Source organism: Enterobacter sp. LM3 (assembly GCF_046622475.1).
GTDB classification, from domain to species: Bacteria; Pseudomonadota; Gammaproteobacteria; order Enterobacterales; family Enterobacteriaceae; genus Enterobacter; species Enterobacter cloacae_P.
Genome location: NZ_JBJURN010000005.1, coordinates 79,771 through 102,175, shown reverse-complemented (window position 1 = coordinate 102,175; position 22,405 = coordinate 79,771). Strand labels below are relative to the sequence as shown.

The window sequence follows — 22,405 nt, the reverse complement described above, 5'->3', positions numbered from 1 at the left end:
TTCCCTCTTAGAATGTGTTAGGCACACCTAAAAATTTTTCTGGACAAATAATAACATTTACAGAAAGAAAACCAAAGCTCCTCAGTGTCCCATGTATAGATGCAGCCTGCTCTTGGTTTTGTACGTAAACGCTTCTAAGGAATTTCATATCAAGAGGATTAGGATACAGAACTTCAGCCTGTTCGCAGGTGGTTAATCTTTGCTGTCTTCCATTTCTACTAACTGTCTTTCCTCTCCATCGAGTGATTGTTTCCACAAACATAGATTGAAGTCCTGCACAACCTGGTGTTCGTATTACGGAAGTATAGATATTATTAGTAGTTGTAAAATATACCTTTGGGTGAGTTAGGATAATGGGATCAAAAGCCATTATACACCACCATCTGTCTTCACCTCTAAACCAATTTCTGGCTGCATTAAAATAACTTGTGTTTATTTCACTTATGGAAAGGTTTATATAATCTAACCAATCTTCATCTTTGTTGAATGTATCCTGTGCTTCTTTTCTCTCACTTGATACAGGTGATGCAATATAACTAAGAAATTGTTCTTCGTTTAAAGCTTTGCGAGATAAAACTAAACCTGTGCCTGCACAACCCGTTAAACCTCTTTCAGTCGTAAAGTGCAGGATTTCTGAGATCCCTTTCTCAAATATAAATTGTTCAATGTCCATTTATAAATCTACCTCATCGAAAGTACCACGGGTAAAATAGTCAACCAAATCTGATTTTTCCGATTCTTTATATCCGATAACTACAGACTCTCTGGCTCGACTGATAGCCATTGCAAGCAATCTTCTTAATTGCTGTAATTTATCATCATTTTCATCTTGTTGATGCTGCATATTTGCATCGCTTAGGCCTAAAATTATAACATGATCAAATTCAAGACCTTTAGCTGAATTCATTGTGGACAATGCAATATTTTCAGGTCCTCTTGACCAAACTTTATTTTTAGTTATGGTTACATAAGGAAGTCCATGACGTGTAAGCTGTTTTTGAATTTCTTCAAACCATTGCCCACCTTTAGGTTTAAGAAATGCGACAGATTCATTTGCAAGGTTAACATTCCTTTGAATGTAATCAATGGCATATCTTACTTGTTGCGAGTATAGCCCTTTGCACACAACTGGTTTTGGCCCATGCCTTGTAGCTCTTGTAAAGTCGCTAATGCTTCCATCATCATCGATTGTTAATCCATGGGTAATAGACGCAGCAAATGCAGCAATTTCTACTGTGTTTCTATGATTTTCACCTAATCTGAAATAGGCCGCATTACGCATATCTAATCCAGTTTCTACCCATGTGAAGCCTCGCGGGTATAATCGCTGTATAGTATCAATTACAAACGTTAAGTAATAATCATCCGTAAGATGTTTTAATATTGCTCTAATTTGATTGGCTGAAAAATCTTGCGTTTCATCAACGACAATTATGTCATACCCCAGACATTCATGAGAGATCATTTTCTCGCACTGAGTATGCCAATCGTCTAACTGATGCTCTTCAAGATATTGTACATAGGAGCGAACAATATCAATTAAACGCTGGCGAGTCTGTCTTGTTACTTGTGGCGACAATCCTCTACCAGTTCTCTCAACTGTTAGGTAATTATCTAATTCGTGATGGCGGAATCTGCCTCGAAAATAGTCTATTTCATCGAGTACAAAATTTAAATCAAGCCCAAGTGTTAAACATTTATTTAAAAGATAAGAATCTCGAGTTGTATCCTTAATCAAAGGTGTATTGAGGTGCCTTCGAGCCCAATTAGAAAATGTATCATTTTCAACCTCTACTGGGATAGCTTTAGCTTGGATGCTGTCATCAATTAGCCCCTCAATATATCCGGCAAGGGTTCGGTTAAATGACAGCACTAATGTTTTGATAGGTGTATTGTCATTGTTAAGATTTCTTCGATATGTTAACGCATTGACTATTGCTGTGAGTCTAAGTAAAGCACTTGTGGTTTTACCACTACCTGCGGCACCCCTGATAACGACTATGCCTGCTGTATTCCGACTGACTATTGGCAGCTGTTCAGGTGTAGCACGATGGTTCGAAAGAATTTTCAAACTTATCTCCTTAAAGTTTCTTTTTCCGTTTTTTACCTTCAACTGAAGGTGTTATAGAGAAGACATCATTTAGTAATGTCTAATTAGTATTAATCTTATATACCTGATGGATGAAGCCTTCAAGCGGAGGATATAACTTATCTTTCAAACGGTTAGTGATCACAAATTTTACTATATAATAACTACACTAATCACCATCAACTCAATGAGCGTAAATCCTTGTTGTCTGTTCATGTCAGCTCCTTTGGTTAAGTGGCGCTACTCTGGCAGCACAAAGGGGCAGAAACGAGAGGCAAAAGAGGGAATGTGAAGGGGCTTTCAGGGATTTAGCTCAGGGTTGCAGAGACGAACAGCAGATTTGCGAGCGGGCCTGACGTTTCCCCTCTCCGGGCGGAGAGGGGAAGCACTATTATTTGAAACGCATTGAGAGGTCGAGGGCACGTACGTGTTTGGTGAGCGCACCGACGGAGATGTAATCGACGCCGGTTTCCGCGAACTCACGGATGGTTTCGAATGTAACGTTACCGGATACTTCCAGCTGGGCCCGGCCATTGTTGCGTTTTACCGCCTCGCGCATCTGCCCGGTTTCAAAGTTATCCAGCATGATGATATCGGCTCCGGCCTTAATGGCCTGCTCCAGCTCTTCCAGGTTTTCGACTTCCACTTCGACCGGCACATCCGGGTGGAGCCAGAACGCTTTCTCCACTGCCTGACGTACAGAGCCAGAAGCAATGATGTGATTCTCTTTAATCAGGAAGGCGTCGGATAACCCCAGACGATGGTTTGCACCGCCGCCGCATAATACCGCGTACTTCAGCGCAGTGCGCAGGCCCGGCAGCGTTTTGCGGGTGTCCAGCAACTGTGTGCGGGTACCAACCAGCAGGTCAACATAGCGACGTACTTCGCTGGCCACGCCCGACAAGGTTTGCACAAAGTTGAGGGCGGTACGTTCACCGGTGAGCAGCACACGGGATGGGCCATCCAGCTCGAACAGCGGTTGATTTGCCTTAACGATATCGCCATCAGCGACATGCCAGGTGATTTGTACATCGTCGCCGGCCAGTTGAGTAAAGACCTCTTCAACCCAGCGCTTACCACAAAAAACGCCGTCTTCGCGGGTGATAATCACGGCGTGCGAGTGTGTCTCTTTTGGCAATAATTGTGCGGTAATATCTTTGTCGGCGTTAACGTCACCGCCCAGATCTTCTTTCAGAGCATGGGCAACGCTTGCCGGAATATCCATATTAATACGTTCCAGAAGCGCTTCACGTCGGTGGTCGGGGTTGTAGCGGCGAGGCGGCATGATAAAACTCCAAATTGGTAACGAATCATAATATTGAAACATGCTACTCTGAACCGAGTAACAGCACCATACATAAGGAGTTCCAGCATGTTGTTAGAAAACGGATGGCTGGTGGATGCGCGGCATGTGCCCTCGCCGCACCACGATTGCCGCCCGGAGGATGAAAAGCCCACACTGCTGGTGGTTCATAATATTAGTCTCCCGCCAGGTGAGTTTGGTGGCCCGTGGATCGATGCGCTATTCACGGGAACGATAGATCCCAATGCCCATCCTTTTTTTGCTGAAATTGCGCATCTGCGCGTGTCGGCTCACTGTCTGATCCGTCGCGATGGTGAAGTTGTTCAGTATGTTCCTTTTGATAAGCGCGCCTGGCATGCGGGTGTATCGGTTTATCAGGGACGCGAGCGCTGCAATGATTTCTCCATTGGAATTGAACTGGAAGGTACTGACACGACGCCCTACACCGATGCACAGTATCAGCAACTGGTGTGTGTGACACGTGCATTGATTGGGTTGTACCCCGCCATTGCTGAGAACATAACGGGGCACAGTGATATCGCCCCAGCAAGAAAAACCGACCCCGGTCCGGCGTTTGACTGGGCCCGGTTTCGCGCCTTGCTGAGCGCTTCGTCTGAGTAAGGAGATAACATGACGTTGTTTACCATGCTGTTGGTTATCATCGCTGAACGTCTGTTCAAACTCGGTGAGCACTGGCAACTGGATCACCGGCTGGAGGTGCTTTTCCGCCGGATTACGCATTTTTCCATGCTGCGTACGTTGCTGATGACCGCAGGTGTAATGGCCATTACGTTCCTGCTATTGCGGTCACTTCATGGCCTCTTTTTCAACGTGCCGTTGCTGGTGTTGTGGATCCTGCTCGGCGTGTTGTGCATTGGGGCGGGCAAGGTTCGTTTGCACTACCACGCGTATCTGAAAGCCGCATCCCATGATGATGCCCATGCGCGTAGCGCAATGGCGAGTGAGTTAACCATGATCCACGGCGTCCCGCCGGACTGCAATGAACGTGAGTTTCTGCGTGAGCTGCAAAATGCCCTGCTGTGGATTAACTTCCGCTTCTACCTTGCACCGCTGTTCTGGTTCGTGGTGGGCGGCCCGTGGGGACCGGTTTTGCTGATGGGGTACGCCTTCCTGCGCGCCTGGCAGACCTGGCTTGCCCGTTATCTTACGCCGCATGAGCGCCTGCAGGCCGGTATTGATGCCATTCTGCATGTGCTTGACTGGCTTCCGGTACGCCTGGTTGGTGTGGTGTACGCGCTAATTGGTCACGGTGAAAAAGCGCTGCCCGCGTGGTTCGTGTCCCTTACCGACCGCCATACGTCGCAATACCAGGTGTTAACGCGCCTGGCGCAGTTCTCTCTGGCGCGCGAGCCGCATACCGACAAGATTGAAACACCAAAATCTGCCGTCTCGATGGCGAAGAAAACATCGTTTGTCGTGGTGGTTGTGGTGGCGCTGCTGACCATTTACGGCACGCTGGTTTAAGCCAGCGCGCCGTAGCGGTTAAAGCGTATCAGCAGGTGGGATGCCAAAATCAGGCATCCCGTTTTCATCCCAGTGGATGAGCTTCAGGCGGGTATGGCGATTCGGATCGTAAAGCGGGTCACCCTCAATTTCAGTGTAGTGACGTGCGTGATACACCAGCACATCTTCCCCTTCCGGCGTTTGAGTGAAGCTGTTATGGCCTGGTCCATACTGGCGGTTTTCGTCGCTGGTCACAAATACCGGGTGTGAGGTTTTATGCCAGTTTGCCGGGTTTTGCGGGTCGGCGTTCCTGTCTATCCACAGTAACCCCATGCAGTAGTTCTCATCGGTCGCGCTGGCGGAGTAGCTGATAAACAGTTTGTCACCATGCATCAGCACCGCCGGACCTTCGTTGACCCAAAAACCGCGGCACTCCCAGTCATACTCCGGTTTACTGAGCATCACCGGTTCGCCTTTAAGCGTCCAGGGGTTCTCCATTTCACAGAGATAGAGGTTGGAGTTACCGGCGATATCCGGGGTTTTTTGCGCCCACAGGTACCAGCGTTTGCCCTGGTGTATAAAGGTGGTGGCGTCCAGTGCAAAGGTGTCGAACGGCGTCTGGATTTGCCCTTTTTCCATCCACTTGCCGGTGAGTGGGTCGCTGTCGGCGCATTCCAGAGCAAACATGCGGTGCTGGAACATCCCGAGCGTGTCGAGTGCCTGGGTGTGTGTGGCCGCAAAATAGATGTACCACTTGCCGTCGATATGATGCAGTTCCGGTGCCCAGATAAGCTGGCTCATTGGGCCGGTGTCAGGTTTACGCCATACGACCACCTCGTCGGCACGTCGTAGTCCGTCCAGCGAACCGGCACGGCGGAGCGCCAGGCGGTCATATTCAGGAACCGAGGCGATAAAGTAGTAATACCCTTCGTGAAAAAGAATATACGGATCGGCGCGTTGTTCGATGAACGGGTTTGGCCAGCTATGCATGTGGTGCTCCTTTAGGTTCTGTTCTTAACGCCGCCTGGTAATCATTGAGTTCGCGGTAGTTAGTGCGACGCTTTTCCAGGTCATCCTGAATCTGTTTCATGGTCTCGCGATCTACCTTCAGCAGACGCACCACGCCCGCCGTGATGAGGTAGCCCACACCCGGAATAACGGTAAACAGCAGCACGATCCCGTTGATGGCATCCGCACTTTGCGCTTTCGCACCGGCGTCGTAACCGTACCAGGAGAGCAGGAAGCCAACCATTGCACCGGCAATTGCCAGCCCCAGCTTGAGGAAGAAGATGTTGCCGGAGAAGCTGATCCCGGTAATTCGTTTCCCGGTTTTCCACTCACCATAGTCATCGACATCCGCCATCAGCGACCAGTGCAGTGGCGACGGGATTTGGTGCAGGATGTTCAACAGGAAGTAGAGCACCACAATGGTGACTGTGGCTTTCGGGTCGAAGAAGTAGAACGCGCAGGAGAAAATCGCCAGCACAATGTTGGTCCAGAAGAACACTTTCAGCTTACACCAGCGGTCGGTCAGCACTTTTGCCAGCATACTGCCGAGCATCATCCCCACCACACCGAGGCTGATAAACAGCGTGGCGAAATGCGTACTCTGACCCATCACCCAGGTGACGTAATACATGGTTGCCGCCATGCGAATAAAGCCCGGGCAGACGTTGCACAACGTCAACAGCAGAATGCGCACCCACTGATCGTTCTTCCACACGTCTTTGAGATCGTTTTTCAGCTCATCGTGAGTCTGTACCGTCGGACGCACGCGCTCGCGCACGGTGGCGAAGCAGAACAGGAACATACAGGTGCCAATCAGCGCCAGCACGGTCATCGCCATCTGGTAGCCTTTGGCTTTGTTCTCTCCTCCAAACCAGTCTGCCATTGGTAGCAGCGTGAGTGAAAGCAACAGTGTGGCAATGCCCACCATGACAAACCGGTAAGACTGGCACGCCACACGCTCTTTCGGATCGTTGGTGATTACGCCACCCAGCGAGCAGTACGGAATGTTGATGGCCGTATAGGTCAGCGAGAGCAGGAAGTAGGTGACAAAGGCATAGATAACTTTGCTGTTATAACTCCACTCTGGCGTGGTGAACATCAGAATGCTGAACAGGGCATAGGGGAGGGCAATCCACAGCAGCCAGGGTCGAAAGCGGCCATATTTACTGCGGGTCCGGTCGGCAATTGCCCCCATGATGGGGTCAGTGACGGCGTCAATCACACGAACTGAAAGCAGAAGCACACCTACAAGTGCAGGTGCCAGGCCAAAAATATCCGTATAAAAATAGTTAACAAACAACATGATGGCACCGAAGATGATGTTGCATCCTGCATCGCCCATCCCATAGCCGATCTTTTCTTTTACTGACAGTCTGTTGTTATCCATTGGCAGCTCTCCGGGTTACGGTATGGAGAGAATTAAACGCTGGCACGCGAATATATGCGTTGCAGTATAGAGGCGGTGATATGGATAAATGAGCTGTTGGCGTGAATTTGTGAGGGAGGTAACAACACCCTGTACCCACATTCGCGGGCACAGGGGAGGGAGATTAGTGGGCTTTCACCGCGTTTTGGTTTTTCTGTTTAACCAGATAACCCACGCCGAGCACCGCAATCCAGACCGGGATCAGGTAAACGGAAATCGCCATACCCGGGGTAATCAACATGATGACCAGAACCGCTGCCATGAACAGCAGGCAAACCCAGTTACCCAGTGGATAAAACAGGGCAGGGAAGCGGGTGGTCACGCCTTGCTGTTGCTTGGCGCGGCGGAACTTGATGTGCGCCAGGCTGATCATCGCCCAGTTAATCACCAGAGCAGAAACGACCAGTGCCATCAGCAGGCCAAAGGCGGATTCCGGTGCCAGGTAGTTAATCAGCACGCATAGCGCGGTAACAATGGCCGACACGATAATGGTGTTCACCGGCACGCCACGTTTATCGATGTTGAGCAGCGCCTTCGGCGCGTTACCTTGCTGAGCCAGACCAAACAACATACGGCTGTTGCAGTATACGCAGCTGTTGTAAACGGAAAGTGCCGCTGTCAGGACGACGATATTGAGCGCGTTGGCCACGAAGGTATCGCCCAGTTCGTGGAAGATCAGGACAAACGGGCTGGTGTCAGCGGTGACGCGCGTCCACGGCAGCAGGGAGAGCAGAACCGCCAGTGAGCCCACATAGAAGATCAGAATACGGTAGATAACCTGGTTGGTGGCTTTCGGGATGCTCTGCTCCGGGTTATCCGCTTCTGCGGCGGTGATCCCCACCAGTTCCAGACCGCCAAAGGAGAACATGATGATCGCCATCATCATCACCAGGCCAGTCATACCGTGAGGCAGGAACCCGCCTTGCTCCCAGAGATTGCGCACCGTGGCCTGCGGGCCGCCGTTGCCGCTGAACAGCAGCCAGCCGCCGAAGATGATCATCGCCACAACGGCAATCACCTTGATGATGGCAAACCAGAACTCCATTTCACCGAACACTTTTACGTTGGTCAGGTTAATGGCGTTGATGATAATGAAGAACACCGCAGCAGAAACCCAGGTTGGGATTTCCGGGTACCAGAACTGGATGTATTTCCCGACGGCGGTCAGCTCGGCCATCGCCACCAGAACGTACAGAACCCAGTAGTTCCAGCCTGATGCAAAACCGGCAAAACTGCCCCAGTATTTATAGGCAAAGTGGCTGAACGAACCGGCTACAGGCTCTTCCACCACCATTTCGCCCAGTTGACGCATGATCAGAAAGGCAATGAAACCCGCGATAGCGTAACCCAAAATAATGCCCGGACCGGCTGACTGAATAACGGATGCGCTTCCCAGAAACAGGCCGGTACCGATAGCACCGCCCAATGCGATGAGCTGTATGTGGCGGTTTTTAAGGCCGCGCTTTAGCTGATCGCCGTGCTGTTGACCTTCCATTATGAAACCTCGTGTGTGGTTGTTATGTTCACGCTGTGCGTGTGTAATTATGAAAGTCCATTTTCTGTATTTATTTCTTTACGGTTAATATTACCGAAATAATCGGAGATGACTTCCGTTGACGCCAGAATAGTGATAAGTGCGAGCGAATGCACCTGCTTTATGAAGGGGTGATGACGAGTTGAATAAAAAGAAAGCATTTGTAAATTGTCCCGTTATCCGTACCTACCCCAACCTATAGAATAGAAATGCCCCGTAAGTGGGCGAATTTTCATTATTTGCGTTGTTGAATCGCTTCAGATTGCAAAATCCCTCGTTTCATTATGGTTAAAACTGCCTCTTTGTGGGTAATCAATTCATTTGTGTGAAGTTACATTTTTGAAATGTTATTTCTGTAGGGTTGTTAAAATGTGCAGGGTTTACTGATTTCAATCAAAACCAATATGGACAGAAGGTGAATACTTTGTTACTTTAGCGATACGAACTTGAAATTGGTAAGACCAATTGACTCCGGGCAAAAAGGCGTAAGACAGGGAATATGGCCTACAGCAAAATTCGCCAACCAAAACTATCTGATGTGATTGAGCAGCAGCTGGAGTTTTTAATTCTCGAAGGGACACTGCGCCCAGGTGAGAAACTTCCGCCTGAACGCGAACTGGCAAAACAGTTCGACGTTTCCCGCCCCTCTCTGCGTGAGGCGATCCAACGTCTCGAAGCGAAGGGCTTGCTGCTTCGTCGCCAGGGCGGCGGAACCTTTGTGCAAAATAGCCTGTGGCAGAGCTTCAGCGATCCGCTGGTAGAACTTCTCTCTGACCACCCTGAATCCCAGTTTGACCTGCTAGAGACCCGTCACGCGCTTGAAGGTATTGCGGCTTATTACGCCGCCCTTCGCAGCACTGATGAAGACCGCGTGCGTATCCGCGAGCTGCATCAGGCCATTGAACGGGCACAGCAGTCCGGCGATTTAGACGCCGAGTCCGATGCCGTCGTCCAGTACCAGATTGCCGTCACCGAAGCGGCACACAATGTGGTGCTCCTCCATCTGCTACGCTGCATGGAGCCGATGCTGGCCCAGAACGTTCGTCAGAATTTTGAATTGTTGTATGCCCGTCGGGACATGCTCCCACTGGTAAGCAACCATCGCACCCGAGTATTCGAGGCGATAATGGCCGGGGAACCGGAGCAGGCGCGCGAAGCGTCGCACCGACATCTGGCTTTCATTGAGGAAATCTTGCTGGACCGTAGCCGTGAACAATCGCGCCGCGAACGTTCACTTCGCCGCATACAGCAACGAAAGGATTAAGCGCCAGGTTTTTTTAGAGCGCGGCAACTAAACGCAGAACCTGTCTTATTGTGTTTTCTGGCGAAAATGCAATGGGACAGGTTCCAGACAAATCAACGTATTAGATAGATAAGGAATACCCCCATGTCAGAACGTCTCCAAAATGACGTGGATCCGATCGAAACTCGCGACTGGCTACAGGCGATCGAATCGGTCATCCGTGAAGAAGGTGTTGAGCGTGCTCAGTATCTGATTGATCAGCTGCTTTCAGAAGCCCGTAAAGGCGGCGTGAAGGTTGCTGCAGGTGCAGGGGCTAACAACTACGTAAACACGATTGCCGTTGAAGACGAACCGGTATACCCGGGCAATCTGGATCTGGAACGTCGCATTCGTTCTGCAATCCGCTGGAACGCCATCATGACCGTTCTGCGCGCATCCAAGAAAGACCTGGAACTGGGCGGCCACATGGCATCCTTCCAGTCTTCTGCGACCGTTTACGACGTGTGCTTCAACCACTTCTTCCGTGCGGCTAACGAGAAAGATGGCGGCGATCTGGTGTACTTCCAGGGCCACATTTCTCCGGGCATCTACGCACGTGCATTCCTGGAAGGTCGTCTGACTGAAGAGCAGATGAACAACTTCCGTCAGGAAGTTCACGGTAAAGGTCTGTCTTCTTACCCGCACCCTAAACTGATGCCAGAATTCTGGCAGTTCCCGACCGTTTCTATGGGTCTGGGCCCAATTGGTGCGATCTACCAGGCTAAATTCCTGAAATATCTGGAACACCGTGGTCTGAAAGATACCTCTGAGCAAACCGTTTATGCCTTCCTGGGCGACGGCGAAATGGATGAGCCAGAATCTAAAGGTGCGATCACCATCGCCACCCGTGAGAAGCTGGACAACCTGTGCTTCATCATCAACTGTAACCTGCAGCGTCTGGATGGTCCGGTAACCGGCAACGGCAAGATCATCAACGAACTGGAAGGCATCTTCGCAGGTGCTGGCTGGAACGTCATCAAAGTGATGTGGGGCGGTCGTTGGGATGAGCTGCTGCGTAAAGACACCAGCGGTAAGCTGATCCAGCTGATGAACGAAACCGTTGACGGTGACTACCAGACCTTCAAATCCAAAGACGGTGCCTACGTTCGTGAGCACTTCTTCGGTAAATATCCTGAAACCGCAGCACTGGTTGCAGACTGGACTGACGAGCAGATCTGGGCCCTGAACCGTGGTGGTCACGATCCGAAGAAAGTCTACGCTGCACTGAAAAAAGCGCAGGAAACCAAAGGTAAAGCGACTGTAATCCTGGCCCACACCATCAAAGGTTACGGCATGGGTGATACCGCAGAAGGTAAAAACATCGCTCACCAGGTTAAGAAAATGAACATGGACGGCGTGCGTTATATCCGCGACCGTTTCAACGTGCCAGTGACCGATGAGCAGGTAGAAAACCTGTCTTACATCACCTTCCCTGAAGGTTCTGAAGAGCACAAGTACCTGCACGAACGTCGTCAGGCGCTGAAAGGCTACCTGCCTGCTCGTCAGCCTAACTTCACCGAGAAGCTGGAACTGCCAGCGCTGGAAGACTTCTCTCAGCTGCTGGAAGAGCAGAACAAAGAGATCTCTACCACTATCGCTTTCGTTCGTGCCCTGAACGTGATGCTGAAGAACAAGTCGATCAAAGATCGTCTGGTTCCAATCATCGCTGACGAAGCGCGTACTTTCGGTATGGAAGGTCTGTTCCGTCAGATCGGTATCTACAGCCCGAACGGCCAGCAGTACACCCCGCAGGACCGTGAGCAGGTTGCATACTACAAAGAAGACGAGAAAGGTCAGATCCTGCAGGAAGGTATCAACGAGCTGGGTGCAGGCGCATCCTGGCTGGCTGCTGCGACCTCTTACAGCACCAACAACCTGCCGATGATCCCGTTCTACATCTACTACTCCATGTTCGGTTTCCAGCGTATCGGTGACCTGTGCTGGCAGGCTGGCGACCAACAGGCTCGCGGCTTCCTGGTAGGTGGTACTTCCGGTCGTACGACCCTGAACGGTGAAGGTCTGCAGCACGAAGATGGTCACAGCCACATTCAGTCTCTGACTATCCCTAACTGTATCTCTTACGACCCGTCTTACGCGTACGAAGTGGCTGTCATCATGCACGACGGTCTGACCCGTATGTACGGTGAAGCACAAGAGAACATTTACTACTACATCACCACGCTGAACGAAAACTACCACATGCCGGCGATGCCAGCAGGTGCTGAGGAAGGTATCCGTAAAGGTATCTACAAACTCGAAACCGTTGCAGGTAGCAAAGGTAAAGTTCAGCTGCTGGGCTCCGGCTCTATCCTGCGTCACGTACGTGAAGCTGCACAGATCCTGGCGAACGACTACGGTGTAGGTTCTGACGTGTACAGCGTAACCTCCTTCACTGAACTGGCACGTGATGGCCAGGATTGTGAGCGCTGGAACATGCTGCACCCAATGGAAACTCCGCGCGTTCCGTACATCGCTCAGGTGATGAACGACGCTCCAGCGGTTGCTTCTACTGACTATATGAAACTGTTCGCTGAGCAGGTTCGTACTTACGTACCGGCTGATGATTATCGCGTACTGGGTACTGACGGCTTCGGTCGTTCTGACAGCCGCGAAAACCTGCGTCACCACTTCGAAGTTGATGCTTCTTACGTGGTTGTAGCAGCACTGGGCGAACTGGCTAAACGTGGCGAAATCGATAAGAAAGTGGTTGCTGAAGCAATTACTAAATTCAACATCGATGCAGAAAAAGTTAACCCGCGTCTGGCGTAAGAGGTAAAAGAATAATGGCTATCGAAATCAATGTACCGGACATCGGGGCTGATGAAGTTGAAATCACCGAGATCCTGGTCAAAGTGGGCGACAAAGTTGAAGCTGAACAGTCGCTGATCACCGTAGAAGGCGACAAAGCCTCTATGGAAGTCCCGTCTCCTCAGGCTGGCATCGTTAAAGAGATCAAAGTCTCTGTTGGCGATAAAACCGAGACGGGCAAACTGATCATGATTTTCGATTCCGTCGACGGTGCAGCAGCTGCTGCACCTGCGCAGGAAGAGAAGAAAGCCGCTCCGGCCGCTGCTGCACCAGCAGCTGCCGCGGCAGCGAAAGACGTTAACGTGCCTGACATCGGTGGTGACGAAGTTGAAGTCACTGAAATCCTGGTGAAAGTGGGCGATACCGTTGCGGCTGAGCAGTCGCTGATCACCGTAGAAGGCGACAAAGCCTCTATGGAAGTGCCGGCTCCGTTCGCAGGTACTGTTAAAGAGATTAAGATCAACACCGGTGACAAAGTGTCTACTGGCTCGCTGATTATGGTCTTCGAAGTGGCGGGTGCTGCACCTGCTGCTGCGCCTGCGCAGGCCGCTGCTCCGGCAGCCGCTGCACCAGCTGTTGCTGGTGGCGCGAAAGACGTTAACGTACCAGACATCGGCGGTGACGAAGTTGAAGTGACCGAAGTGATGGTGAAAGTGGGCGACAAAGTTGCCGCTGAACAGTCACTGATCACCGTTGAAGGCGACAAGGCTTCTATGGAAGTGCCAGCGCCATTCGCGGGTACTGTTAAAGAGATCAAAATCAGCACTGGCGACAAAGTGTCTACTGGCTCGCTGATTATGGTCTTCGAAGTGGAAGGCGCTGCGCCTGCGGCAGCTCCGGTTGCCGCTGCCGCTCCGGCCCCTGCTGCTGCACCGGCTCAGGCTGCTAAACCCGCTGCGGCACCTGCTGCAAAAGCGGAAGGCAAATCTGAATTCGCTGAAAACGACGCTTACATCCACGCCACTCCGCTGATCCGCCGCCTGGCGCGCGAATTCGGCGTTAACCTGGCGAAAGTGAAAGGGACGGGCCGTAAAGGTCGTATCCTGCGCGAAGACGTTCAGGCTTACGTGAAAGACGCGGTGAAACGCGCTGAAGCGGCTCCTGCTGCTGCCACTGGTGGCGGTATCCCGGGCATGCTGCCGTGGCCGAAAGTGGACTTCAGCAAGTTCGGCGAAATCGAAGAAGTGGAACTGGGCCGTATCCAGAAAATCTCTGGTGCTAACCTGAGCCGTAACTGGGTGATGATCCCGCACGTTACGCACTTCGACAAAACCGATATCACCGATCTGGAAGCGTTCCGTAAACAGCAGAACGCCGAAGCTGAGAAGCGTAAACTGGACGTGAAATTCACCCCAGTGGTCTTCATCATGAAAGCCGTTGCTGCTGCTCTTGAGCAGATGCCACGCTTCAACAGCTCCCTGTCCGAAGATGGCCAGAAGCTGACGCTGAAGAAATACATCAACATCGGTGTTGCGGTTGATACGCCAAATGGTCTGGTTGTTCCGGTCTTCAAAGACGTGAACAAGAAGAGCATCACTGAGCTGTCCCGTGAACTGACCGTGATCTCCAAAAAAGCGCGTGATGGCAAGCTGACTGCTGGCGAAATGCAGGGCGGTTGCTTCACCATCTCCAGCATCGGTGGCCTGGGTACGACCCACTTCGCACCGATTGTGAACGCGCCGGAAGTGGCAATCCTCGGTGTGTCCAAGTCTGCGATGGAGCCGGTATGGAATGGCAAAGAGTTCATGCCGCGTCTGATGATGCCAATCTCTCTGTCCTTCGACCACCGCGTGATCGACGGTGCTGATGGTGCGCGTTTCATCACCATCATCAACAACACCCTGAGCGACATTCGCCGCCTGGTGATGTAATCGAAAAGCCGGCCAATCGGCCGGCTTTTTTCTGTTAATCTCATGGTGTTTGTGAGGTTATTGGCGAAAGCGATAATTCGTGAGCCGTTTGTTGTTTCAAAATTGTTAACAATTTTGTAAACTGCGGGCGGATAGAACGTCCCGGTGGATGAAGGGCGACAAGTACCTGGACCGCCGGAAATCAATAAGAGGTCATGATGAGTACTGAAATCAAAACTCAGGTCGTGGTACTTGGGGCAGGCCCGGCAGGTTACTCTGCAGCCTTCCGTTGCGCTGATTTAGGTCTGGAAACCGTAATCGTAGAACGCTACAGCACCCTCGGTGGTGTTTGCCTGAACGTAGGCTGTATCCCTTCTAAAGCGCTGCTGCACGTAGCAAAAGTTATCGAAGAAGCCAAAGCACTGGCTGAACACGGTATCGTCTTCGGCGAGCCGAAAACCGATATCGACAAAATTCGTACCTGGAAAGAGAAAGTTATCACTCAGCTGACCGGTGGTCTGGCGGGTATGGCCAAAGGCCGTAAAGTGAAAGTGGTAAACGGTCTGGGTAAATTCACCGGCGCGAACACCCTGGAAGTGGAAGGTGAGAACGGTAAAACTGTGATCAACTTCGACAACGCGATCATCGCGGCAGGTTCTCGTCCGATTCAGCTGCCGTTCATTCCTCATGAAGATCCACGCGTGTGGGACTCCACCGATGCGCTGGAGCTGAAATCCGTACCTAAGCGTATGCTGGTTATGGGTGGCGGTATCATCGGTCTGGAAATGGGTACCGTGTACCATGCGCTGGGTTCAGAGATCGACGTGGTTGAAATGTTCGACCAGGTTATCCCGGCTGCTGACAAAGATATCGTTAAAGTCTTCACCAAACGCATCAGCAAGAAATTCAACCTGATGCTGGAAACCAAAGTGACTGCCGTTGAAGCGAAAGAAGACGGTATTTACGTTTCTATGGAAGGCAAAAAAGCCCCTGCAGAACCACAGCGTTACGACGCCGTGCTGGTGGCTATCGGTCGTGTGCCGAACGGTAAAAACCTCGACGCAGGCAAAGCTGGCGTGGAAGTGGACGACCGTGGCTTCATCCGTGTTGACAAACAGCTGCGCACTAATGTGCCGCACATCTTTGCTATCGGCGATATCGTCGGTCAGCCAATGCTGGCACACAAAGGTGTTCACGAAGGTCACGTTGCCGCTGAAGTTATCGCGGGCATGAAGCACTACTTCGATCCGAAAGTGATCCCATCTATCGCGTACACCGAGCCAGAGGTTGCATGGGTTGGTCTGACTGAGAAAGAAGCGAAAGAGAAAGGCATCAGCTACGAAACCGCCACCTTCCCGTGGGCTGCTTCTGGCCGTGCTATCGCTTCCGACTGCGCAGACGGTATGACCAAACTGATCTTCGACAAAGAGACTCACCGTGTGATCGGTGGTGCGATTGTCGGTACCAACGGCGGCGAGCTGCTGGGTGAAATCGGTCTGGCTATCGAAATGGGTTGTGACGCTGAAGACATCGCGCTGACCATCCACGCTCACCCAACTCTGCACGAGTCTGTGGGCCTGGCGGCAGAAGTGTTCGAAGGTAGCATCACCGACCTGCCAAACGCCAAAGCGAAGAAGAAATAAGTTTCTTAACGCTTGCTAAACGCCTCTTCGGAGGCGTTTTTTTTGCCTTCAGGAACCCATTCCGCTTTATGGCGTGACGGGTTGCCACGCTTTATCAGGGCTATACGATGTTAACGCTTGTGCTTTCTGCTGTGACTCGCTGCCAAGATTGGCCTGGTATACCTTGTCGTCCTGATTTATCACAAAGCTCATCACGCCCGTCTGGCCGTAGCTGACTGGCCAGGCCACCATGGCAAAGCCGTTTTTATCCGGCAGGATGCGGAAACGGTATCCGTGATAACCGGCCCCCGGCTCTTTCGGGCTGAATGCCGGGCCAAGCGGGCTGGGCATCTCACCCGGTGATGCAGGCCAGTACAGGCCATCTTTTTTCCCTTCAGAACTTACAATTTTCCGGGCGTACGTCTGGTTCATCGCAAAATAGCTTTGCTGAGCATCCACATAGGCGTGTAACGCTTCGATAGCCGCGAGCTCGTTGCGCCCGATCTCACGGGTCAGGATCTCCTCGGCAGCTTCCTTCATATCAAATTGCCAGCCGGAAGAGGTCTTGATAACCGGGATCGGCAGTTGCCAGTCGCCGTCACCGACAACAAGATGTGCCGTATCGCCGTCGATGACGGTGTTATGACGAACTTTCCAGTCGCGAAGGAAGCGATCAACGGCATCAGGATCGACCCCTTCAGGCGGCAGGAAATCGCGCCAGTTTTCCCCGAGCAGGTTGTTCATTGCATTTTCATTTTGCCCACTGATGGCGTTTGCCAGCGCATCGGTTGCCTTGTCTGGCGTACTGAAGGATTGCTGTGCCATCGCGGTGGCCGAAACCATGAACAACACCATTCCACTGAGTAATTTACTTTTCATGTCGGTTCTCTTAACGATGACGGAATTCGCGGTGTTCAGCCCGACCAGAGGACATCTGCCGTGGCTGTTGATTACGGGCAGACATCTGTCGACTTTGCGCACCTCGCTGCTGTTGCGCTTGCCAGTTGGCGGAGCGGCTGTCGTTGCCGCTTAGCGCGTTAGCACGCGGCTGGCTGGTTCGCTGCTGAATATTCCGCTGTTGAGGGTTACGCTGTTGCGCTGTTTGCGAAACCCGTTTCTCCTGTCTCTGGGCTGTGGTCTGGCGATTCTCACGTTGCTGGGTGTTGGTTCGTTTCGCGGTCTGAGGTTTGGTGTCGTAACCACGGTAGTTATTACGTTGGGAAATCTGCTGTAGTTGTTGGCTGGAAGCCTGGCGCTGTGCGTCTTTGGTTCCCGGGCGCGCTGTCTGAGGGAATGTTTTGCCCGTCGATTTTTCCATTTGGTTCATCGCAGCCTGACGCTGGCTGTCACGGTTGACCGGTGTCTTCTGCGTCGAACTGAGTCCCGTTGCCGTATTCGTGGAGTGGAAGCGGGTATTGAGCTGATTGTTTGGATATGGCACGCCCTCGCGATAGGCCGGGTTATGCTGCCAGGTCCGGTTGGCGTCCGTCAGGCGTTGCCCACTGATTTTATTGAAATTATCAACGTTGATATTGATGTTGTTATCACCGTTGCGGTTATAGCCGCCGTGATGATCCCAGTCATCATCATGATGGTCGTCGTCATCCCAGTCGATGTTGCTGAAGATAGCGTAGGTTGTCGCGACACCCAGACTGAAACCTAAGCCGTTCACGAAGCTATTGCCAAATTGCTCACCGGGCGTTGGGGGGAGATAGGTTGGTGGATAGGCAGTGTTTGGCCAGGTACCGTAAACCGTATTGGGGTTATAGGTGGGGACGTATACCACCTGCGGGTCGGCAGATTCGATCTTAATGACCGTTGGGTTTGTCGTGGTGGTTGTACTTGTACTTGTACTTGTACTTGTACTTGTTGTTGTCGACTCGCTGGTTGCGGCTTTAGCAGGAGCGGGTTTTGTCACGGTGGTGACAGTTTGTTGCGGCGTCGATTGTAACGCACCGGTTTGCTGAGCCAGCAGGCGCAGACGTTGAACCGAATCCATCACGTCTTGTGGCTGCGCGAGGAAAGCATCACCCAGATTTTGTACCCACGGCGGATTTTCACCCAAGAGCGACATCAGTTGAGGGAACGCAACCAGCGACTTCACGCTGGGATCCCACGGCTGACTGGCAACGGCCTGAATGGCGGCATCACCCTGCATCTTAGGATTATCCTTTGACCACTGCGCGGCCTGGATAACGTTTGACGGATAGGTCGATGCCATCAAAATTTGCGACAGTAGCGCATCCGGGTAGAGCGCGATGGGGGCCACCCACTGATCGATTTGCGCTGCACTGTACGTTGGCGGCGCAACCGGGGCGGCTTGTGCGGCTGGTGCCGGTGTGGCAACGGGAGCCGGTGCCGAAGGTTGTTGTGCAACCGGAGCAGGAGCGGTGGGCTCCGTTGCACGGCTTTTGACAAACATGACGCCAGAGGCGGCAAACAGCCCGGCACTGCACAGAAGGACAAGCAGATGTGGCTTAAAGGGCAACTTCATAGAATGACTCCAACGAGACAAGTGCTGCGCCGTAAGGCGTTCCTGTTGCTGCGAGTATTGTTCACCCGTGTTTTGCAGTTTTGACTTTTATTGGGAAACCACGCGGTGTATCCGGATAAAGAGTGTGAGCATTTATTACACAATTATATCTGATAGTTGAAAAGCCGCCGGGATATTCAGAAGGCCGCTCTTGCGAGCGGCCAGCAGCTAGTTGCCGAGGTTGACGACAAACAGCACCGTGATGTCGGATATGTTCCAGCCACCGTGCAGTGCGGTAAGCAGTAAACCCGTCACAACGATCAGCACAGTGATTCGCATCTCCATTGCGTGCGTTCCTGTACAGGCTACGCGGGTTCGTTCTTCACCGGGAAAGGCAGAACCTGGCAAATTGGGGTTTTGCCACGTAGATTACGGAACTGCTCCCGGGCCCGGTGACTGGCTGCTACACCAGCGAAGCAGGCCGATGAGAAGAGTAGTGGATTCAAAGGGTATGAAGAAGGGGAAAAATGCATTTACATAATCTTTCATTCAAAACGGGAAAGCGCTGCGCAGAATGAAAAAATCACCTTGCAAGTCTATACGCAGGAGAGCAAAATTCGCTGCGTTGGGGTTTTGCCGCAAATCTGCCAGCCCGGTGTGCTACCACCGCAAGGCAACAAATTAACCGCTGTCAGGCGGTTTTTTTGTGCCCAAAATTCGCCTCGCCTTCCCGCTATACCACTCTTAACGATTCAGCAAATTTTTTAATGTTGCTTTTTTGTAAACGGATTAACACTGTGCAGAAATCCTGCTATGCTGCCCGACGCGGTATCGGGCATTTACCCTACAAACTGCTGTCTCACAGGAGCGTGAAGAGAACGTCCGCCGCATATGACAATGAGAGCGAGGAGAACCGTCGTGCTAGAAGAATACCGTAAGCACGTAGCAGAACGTGCCGCCGAGGGGATTGTACCCAAACCTTTAGATGCAACCCAAATGGCCGCGCTCGTCGAGCTGCTGAAGAACCCGCCTAAGGGCGAAGAAGAATTCCTGTTAGATCTGTTGATCAACCGTGTACCGCCTGGTGTAGATGAAGCGGCCTACGTAAAAGCCGGTTTCCTTGCTGCCATTGCCAAAGGCGCAGCCACCTCCCCACTGGTAACTCCTGAAAAAGCGATTGAATTGCTCGGCACCATGCAGGGCGGTTACAACATTCATCCGCTGATTGACGCGCTGGATAACGACACGCTGGCACCGATTGCCGCAAAAGCGCTCTCTTCAACGCTGCTGATGTTTGATAACTTCTACGATGTGGAAGAAAAAGCGAAAGCGGGCAACGTCTACGCGAAGCAGGTGATGCAGTCCTGGGCTGATGCAGAATGGTTCCTGAACCGTCCTGCGCTGGCTGAAAAAATCACCGTTACCGTCTTCAAAGTGACGGGTGAAACCAACACTGATGACCTTTCTCCGGCACCGGATGCATGGTCTCGCCCGGATATCCCTCTGCACGCGCTGGCGATGCTGAAGAACGCCCGTGAAGGTATCGAGCCGGATCAGCCTGGCGTGGTCGGCCCAATCAAGCAGATTGAAGCGTTGCAGAAAAAAGGTTTCCCGCTGGCTTACGTGGGTGACGTTGTCGGTACTGGTTCTTCCCGTAAATCCGCAACTAACTCCGTGCTGTGGTTCATGGGCGATGATATCCCGCACGTGCCAAATAAGCGCGGCGGCGGTCTGTGCCTCGGCGGCAAAATCGCACCCATCTTCTTTAACACGATGGAAGATGCGGGCGCACTGCCGATTGAAGTCGACGTCTCTGACCTGAACATGGGCGACGTGATTGACGTATACCCGTTCAAAGGTGAAGTGCGTAACCATGAAACCAACGAACTGCTGGCAAGTTTTGAGCTGAAAACCGATGTGCTGGTTGACGAAGTCCGTGCCGGTGGCCGTATCCCGCTGATCATCGGTCGTGGCCTGACTACCAAAGCGCGTGAAGCGCTGGGTCTGCCGCACAGCACGGTATTCCGTCATGCAAAAGATGTGGCAGAAAGCAACCGTGGTTACTCTCTGGCGCAGAAAATGGTGGGCCGTGCGTGCGGCGTAACCGGTATCCGTCCGGGCGCATACTGCGAGCCGAAGATGACTTCCGTAGGCTCTCAGGATACCACTGGCCCAATGACCCGTGACGAACTGAAAGACCTGGCGTGCCTGGGCTTCTCGTCTGACCTGGTGATGCAGTCATTCTGTCACACGGCGGCATATCCGAAGCCGGTTGACGTGACTACACACCATACGCTGCCAGACTTCATCATGAACCGTGGCGGTGTGTCCCTGCGTCCGGGTGATGGTGTTATCCACTCCTGGCTGAACCGTATGCTGCTGCCTGATACCGTAGGTACCGGTGGTGACTCCCATACCCGTTTCCCGATTGGTATCTCCTTCCCGGCGGGCTCTGGTCTGGTGGCGTTTGCTGCTGCGACCGGCGTGATGCCGCTGGATATGCCGGAATCGGTTCTGGTGCGCTTCAAAGGCAAAATGCAGCCGGGTATCACCCTGCGCGACCTGGTTCACGCAATTCCGCTGTATGCCATCAAACAGGGCCTGCTGACCGTTGAGAAGAAAGGTAAGAAGAACATCTTCTCTGGTCGTATCCTGGAAATTGAAGGTCTGCCGGACCTGAAAGTAGAACAGGCGTTCGAACTGACTGATGCTTCTGCTGAGCGTTCAGCTGCGGGCTGTACCATCAAGCTGAACCAGGCACCAATCGAAGAGTACCTGACCTCTAACATCGTGCTGCTGAAGTGGATGATTGCAGAAGGCTACGGCGACCGTCGTACGCTGGAGCGTCGTATCCAGGGCATGGAAAAATGGCTGGCAGATCCGCAGTTGCTGGAAGCCGATGCTGACGCAGAATACGCGGCGGTGATCGACATCGATCTGGCGGATATCAAAGAGCCAATCCTGTGTGCGCCAAACGATCCTGACGATGCGCGTCTGCTCTCTGATGTTCAGGGCGACAAGATTGACGAAGTGTTTATCGGTTCGTGCATGACCAACATCGGTCACTTCCGCGCGGCTGGTAAGCTGCTGGATACCCACAAAGGCCAGCTGCCAACCCGTCTGTGGGTGGCTCCGCCAACCCGTATGGATGCTGCTCAGCTGACTGAAGAGGGTTACTACAGCGTGTTTGGTAAGAGCGGTGCGCGTATTGAAATCCCTGGCTGTTCCCTGTGTATGGGTAACCAGGCGCGTGTAGCCGACGGTGCGACGGTGGTCTCCACCTCTACCCGTAACTTCCCGAACCGTTTAGGTACCGGTGCTAACGTTTATCTGGCCTCTGCGGAGCTGGCGGCGGTTGCCGCGCTGATTGGCAAACTGCCAACGCCGGAAGAGTACCAGACTTATATCGCTCAGGTTGATAAGACGGCGGTGGATACCTACCGCTATCTGAACTTCGACCAGCTCTCTCAGTACACCGAGAAGGCTGACGGGGTTATCTTCCAGACCGCGGTATAAACAGCAAAACCGTCTCTGTAGAGACGGTTT

General features: G+C 52.2%; 16 protein-coding genes. 7 read left to right on the top strand and 9 right to left on the bottom strand.

What is annotated here, in order from left to right:
* Positions 1-7: 7 nt before the first annotated feature.
* The 4 genes from ACJ9N4_RS08185 to nadC all read right to left on the bottom strand — a co-directional run bounded on the left by ACJ9N4_RS08185 (position 8) and on the right by nadC (position 3,374).
* Entirely contained in the window at positions 8-673 is a 666-nt protein-coding gene (locus ACJ9N4_RS08185; RefSeq protein ID WP_094934527.1) for a DarT ssDNA thymidine ADP-ribosyltransferase family protein, read from the bottom strand.
* Entirely contained in the window at positions 674-2,071 is a 1,398-nt protein-coding gene (locus ACJ9N4_RS08180; RefSeq protein WP_094934528.1) for a 3'-5' exonuclease, read from the bottom strand.
* A gap of 171 nt (positions 2,072-2,242) precedes the next feature.
* Positions 2,243-2,305: a prepilin-type N-terminal cleavage/methylation domain-containing protein gene (locus tag ACJ9N4_RS08175; protein WP_411500406.1), complete on the bottom strand. Its 63-nt coding sequence runs from the start codon at positions 2,303-2,305 to the stop codon at positions 2,243-2,245.
* Between the two features lie 175 nt (positions 2,306-2,480).
* Positions 2,481-3,374, bottom strand: coding sequence for a carboxylating nicotinate-nucleotide diphosphorylase (gene nadC, locus ACJ9N4_RS08170; protein WP_182919408.1), 894 nt, complete (start codon positions 3,372-3,374; stop codon positions 2,481-2,483).
* A gap of 87 nt (positions 3,375-3,461) precedes the next feature.
* Between nadC and ampD the strand changes: the two genes are divergently transcribed.
* Both ampD and ampE read left to right on the top strand, forming a co-directional pair.
* Positions 3,462-4,013: a 1,6-anhydro-N-acetylmuramyl-L-alanine amidase AmpD gene (gene ampD, locus ACJ9N4_RS08165; RefSeq protein WP_182273763.1), complete on the top strand. Its 552-nt coding sequence runs from the start codon at positions 3,462-3,464 to the stop codon at positions 4,011-4,013.
* Between the two features lie 9 nt (positions 4,014-4,022).
* Positions 4,023-4,877, top strand: a complete 855-nt coding sequence (gene ampE, locus ACJ9N4_RS08160) for a beta-lactamase regulator AmpE (protein ID WP_182273764.1) — start codon at positions 4,023-4,025, stop codon at positions 4,875-4,877.
* 18 nt (positions 4,878-4,895) lie between these two features.
* On the opposite strand, the gene ACJ9N4_RS08155 is transcribed toward ampE, so the two are convergent.
* From ACJ9N4_RS08155 to aroP, 3 genes are all read right to left on the bottom strand, one after another.
* Positions 4,896-5,846, bottom strand: coding sequence for a family 43 glycosylhydrolase (locus tag ACJ9N4_RS08155; RefSeq protein ID WP_182919410.1), 951 nt, complete (start codon positions 5,844-5,846; stop codon positions 4,896-4,898).
* Complete coding sequence (locus ACJ9N4_RS08150) at positions 5,839-7,251, bottom strand: glycoside-pentoside-hexuronide (GPH):cation symporter (RefSeq protein WP_182273766.1); 1,413 nt, start codon at positions 7,249-7,251, stop codon at positions 5,839-5,841. The genes ACJ9N4_RS08155 and ACJ9N4_RS08150 overlap by 8 nt, the downstream gene beginning before the upstream one ends.
* A gap of 163 nt (positions 7,252-7,414) precedes the next feature.
* Complete coding sequence (gene aroP / locus ACJ9N4_RS08145) at positions 7,415-8,788, bottom strand: aromatic amino acid transporter AroP (protein ID WP_182274626.1); 1,374 nt, start codon at positions 8,786-8,788, stop codon at positions 7,415-7,417.
* A gap of 535 nt (positions 8,789-9,323) precedes the next feature.
* Between aroP and pdhR the strand changes: the two genes are divergently transcribed.
* From pdhR to lpdA, 4 genes are all read left to right on the top strand, one after another.
* Complete coding sequence (pdhR, locus tag ACJ9N4_RS08140) at positions 9,324-10,088, top strand: pyruvate dehydrogenase complex transcriptional repressor PdhR (RefSeq protein ID WP_182273767.1); 765 nt, start codon at positions 9,324-9,326, stop codon at positions 10,086-10,088.
* 123 nt (positions 10,089-10,211) lie between these two features.
* Complete coding sequence (gene aceE, locus ACJ9N4_RS08135; protein WP_182273768.1) at positions 10,212-12,875, top strand: pyruvate dehydrogenase (acetyl-transferring), homodimeric type; 2,664 nt, start codon at positions 10,212-10,214, stop codon at positions 12,873-12,875.
* 14 nt (positions 12,876-12,889) lie between these two features.
* Entirely contained in the window at positions 12,890-14,785 is a 1,896-nt protein-coding gene (gene aceF, locus ACJ9N4_RS08130) for a pyruvate dehydrogenase complex dihydrolipoyllysine-residue acetyltransferase (protein WP_182919412.1), read from the top strand.
* Positions 14,786-14,982: 197 nt separating this feature from the next.
* Positions 14,983-16,407: a dihydrolipoyl dehydrogenase gene (lpdA, locus tag ACJ9N4_RS08125; protein WP_182920003.1), complete on the top strand. Its 1,425-nt coding sequence runs from the start codon at positions 14,983-14,985 to the stop codon at positions 16,405-16,407.
* Between the two features lie 66 nt (positions 16,408-16,473).
* Here lpdA and ACJ9N4_RS08120 read toward each other — a convergent pair whose 3' ends face one another.
* Both ACJ9N4_RS08120 and ACJ9N4_RS08115 read right to left on the bottom strand, forming a co-directional pair.
* Positions 16,474-17,265, bottom strand: a complete 792-nt coding sequence (locus ACJ9N4_RS08120) for a DUF2950 family protein (RefSeq protein ID WP_182273770.1) — start codon at positions 17,263-17,265, stop codon at positions 16,474-16,476.
* Between the two features lie 10 nt (positions 17,266-17,275).
* Entirely contained in the window at positions 17,276-18,880 is a 1,605-nt protein-coding gene (locus ACJ9N4_RS08115; RefSeq protein ID WP_411500388.1) for a DUF3300 domain-containing protein, read from the bottom strand.
* 897 nt (positions 18,881-19,777) lie between these two features.
* On the opposite strand from ACJ9N4_RS08115, the gene acnB reads away from it, so the two are divergent.
* A complete protein-coding gene (gene acnB, locus ACJ9N4_RS08110; RefSeq protein WP_182273772.1) occupies positions 19,778-22,375 on the top strand; it encodes a bifunctional aconitate hydratase 2/2-methylisocitrate dehydratase in 2,598 nt (865 codons plus the stop codon).
* The last annotated feature ends 30 nt before the right edge of the window (positions 22,376-22,405 follow it).

Coding starts and splice junctions, on each gene's coding strand:
- nadC (WP_182919408.1), bottom strand. CDS start 3,374: ATGCCGCCTCGCCGCTACAACCCCGACCACCGACGTGAAGCGCTTCTG.
- lpdA (WP_182920003.1), top strand. CDS start 14,983: ATGAGTACTGAAATCAAAACTCAGGTCGTGGTACTTGGGGCAGGCCCG.
- aceE (WP_182273768.1), top strand. CDS start 10,212: ATGTCAGAACGTCTCCAAAATGACGTGGATCCGATCGAAACTCGCGAC.
- aceF (WP_182919412.1), top strand. CDS start 12,890: ATGGCTATCGAAATCAATGTACCGGACATCGGGGCTGATGAAGTTGAA.
- ACJ9N4_RS08115 (WP_411500388.1), bottom strand. CDS start 18,880: ATGAAGTTGCCCTTTAAGCCACATCTGCTTGTCCTTCTGTGCAGTGCC.
- ampE (WP_182273764.1), top strand. CDS start 4,023: ATGACGTTGTTTACCATGCTGTTGGTTATCATCGCTGAACGTCTGTTC.
- pdhR (WP_182273767.1), top strand. CDS start 9,324: ATGGCCTACAGCAAAATTCGCCAACCAAAACTATCTGATGTGATTGAG.
- ACJ9N4_RS08185 (WP_094934527.1), bottom strand. CDS start 673: ATGGACATTGAACAATTTATATTTGAGAAAGGGATCTCAGAAATCCTG.
- ACJ9N4_RS08150 (WP_182273766.1), bottom strand. CDS start 7,251: ATGGATAACAACAGACTGTCAGTAAAAGAAAAGATCGGCTATGGGATG.
- ampD (WP_182273763.1), top strand. CDS start 3,462: ATGTTGTTAGAAAACGGATGGCTGGTGGATGCGCGGCATGTGCCCTCG.
- ACJ9N4_RS08120 (WP_182273770.1), bottom strand. CDS start 17,265: ATGAAAAGTAAATTACTCAGTGGAATGGTGTTGTTCATGGTTTCGGCC.
- ACJ9N4_RS08155 (WP_182919410.1), bottom strand. CDS start 5,846: ATGCATAGCTGGCCAAACCCGTTCATCGAACAACGCGCCGATCCGTAT.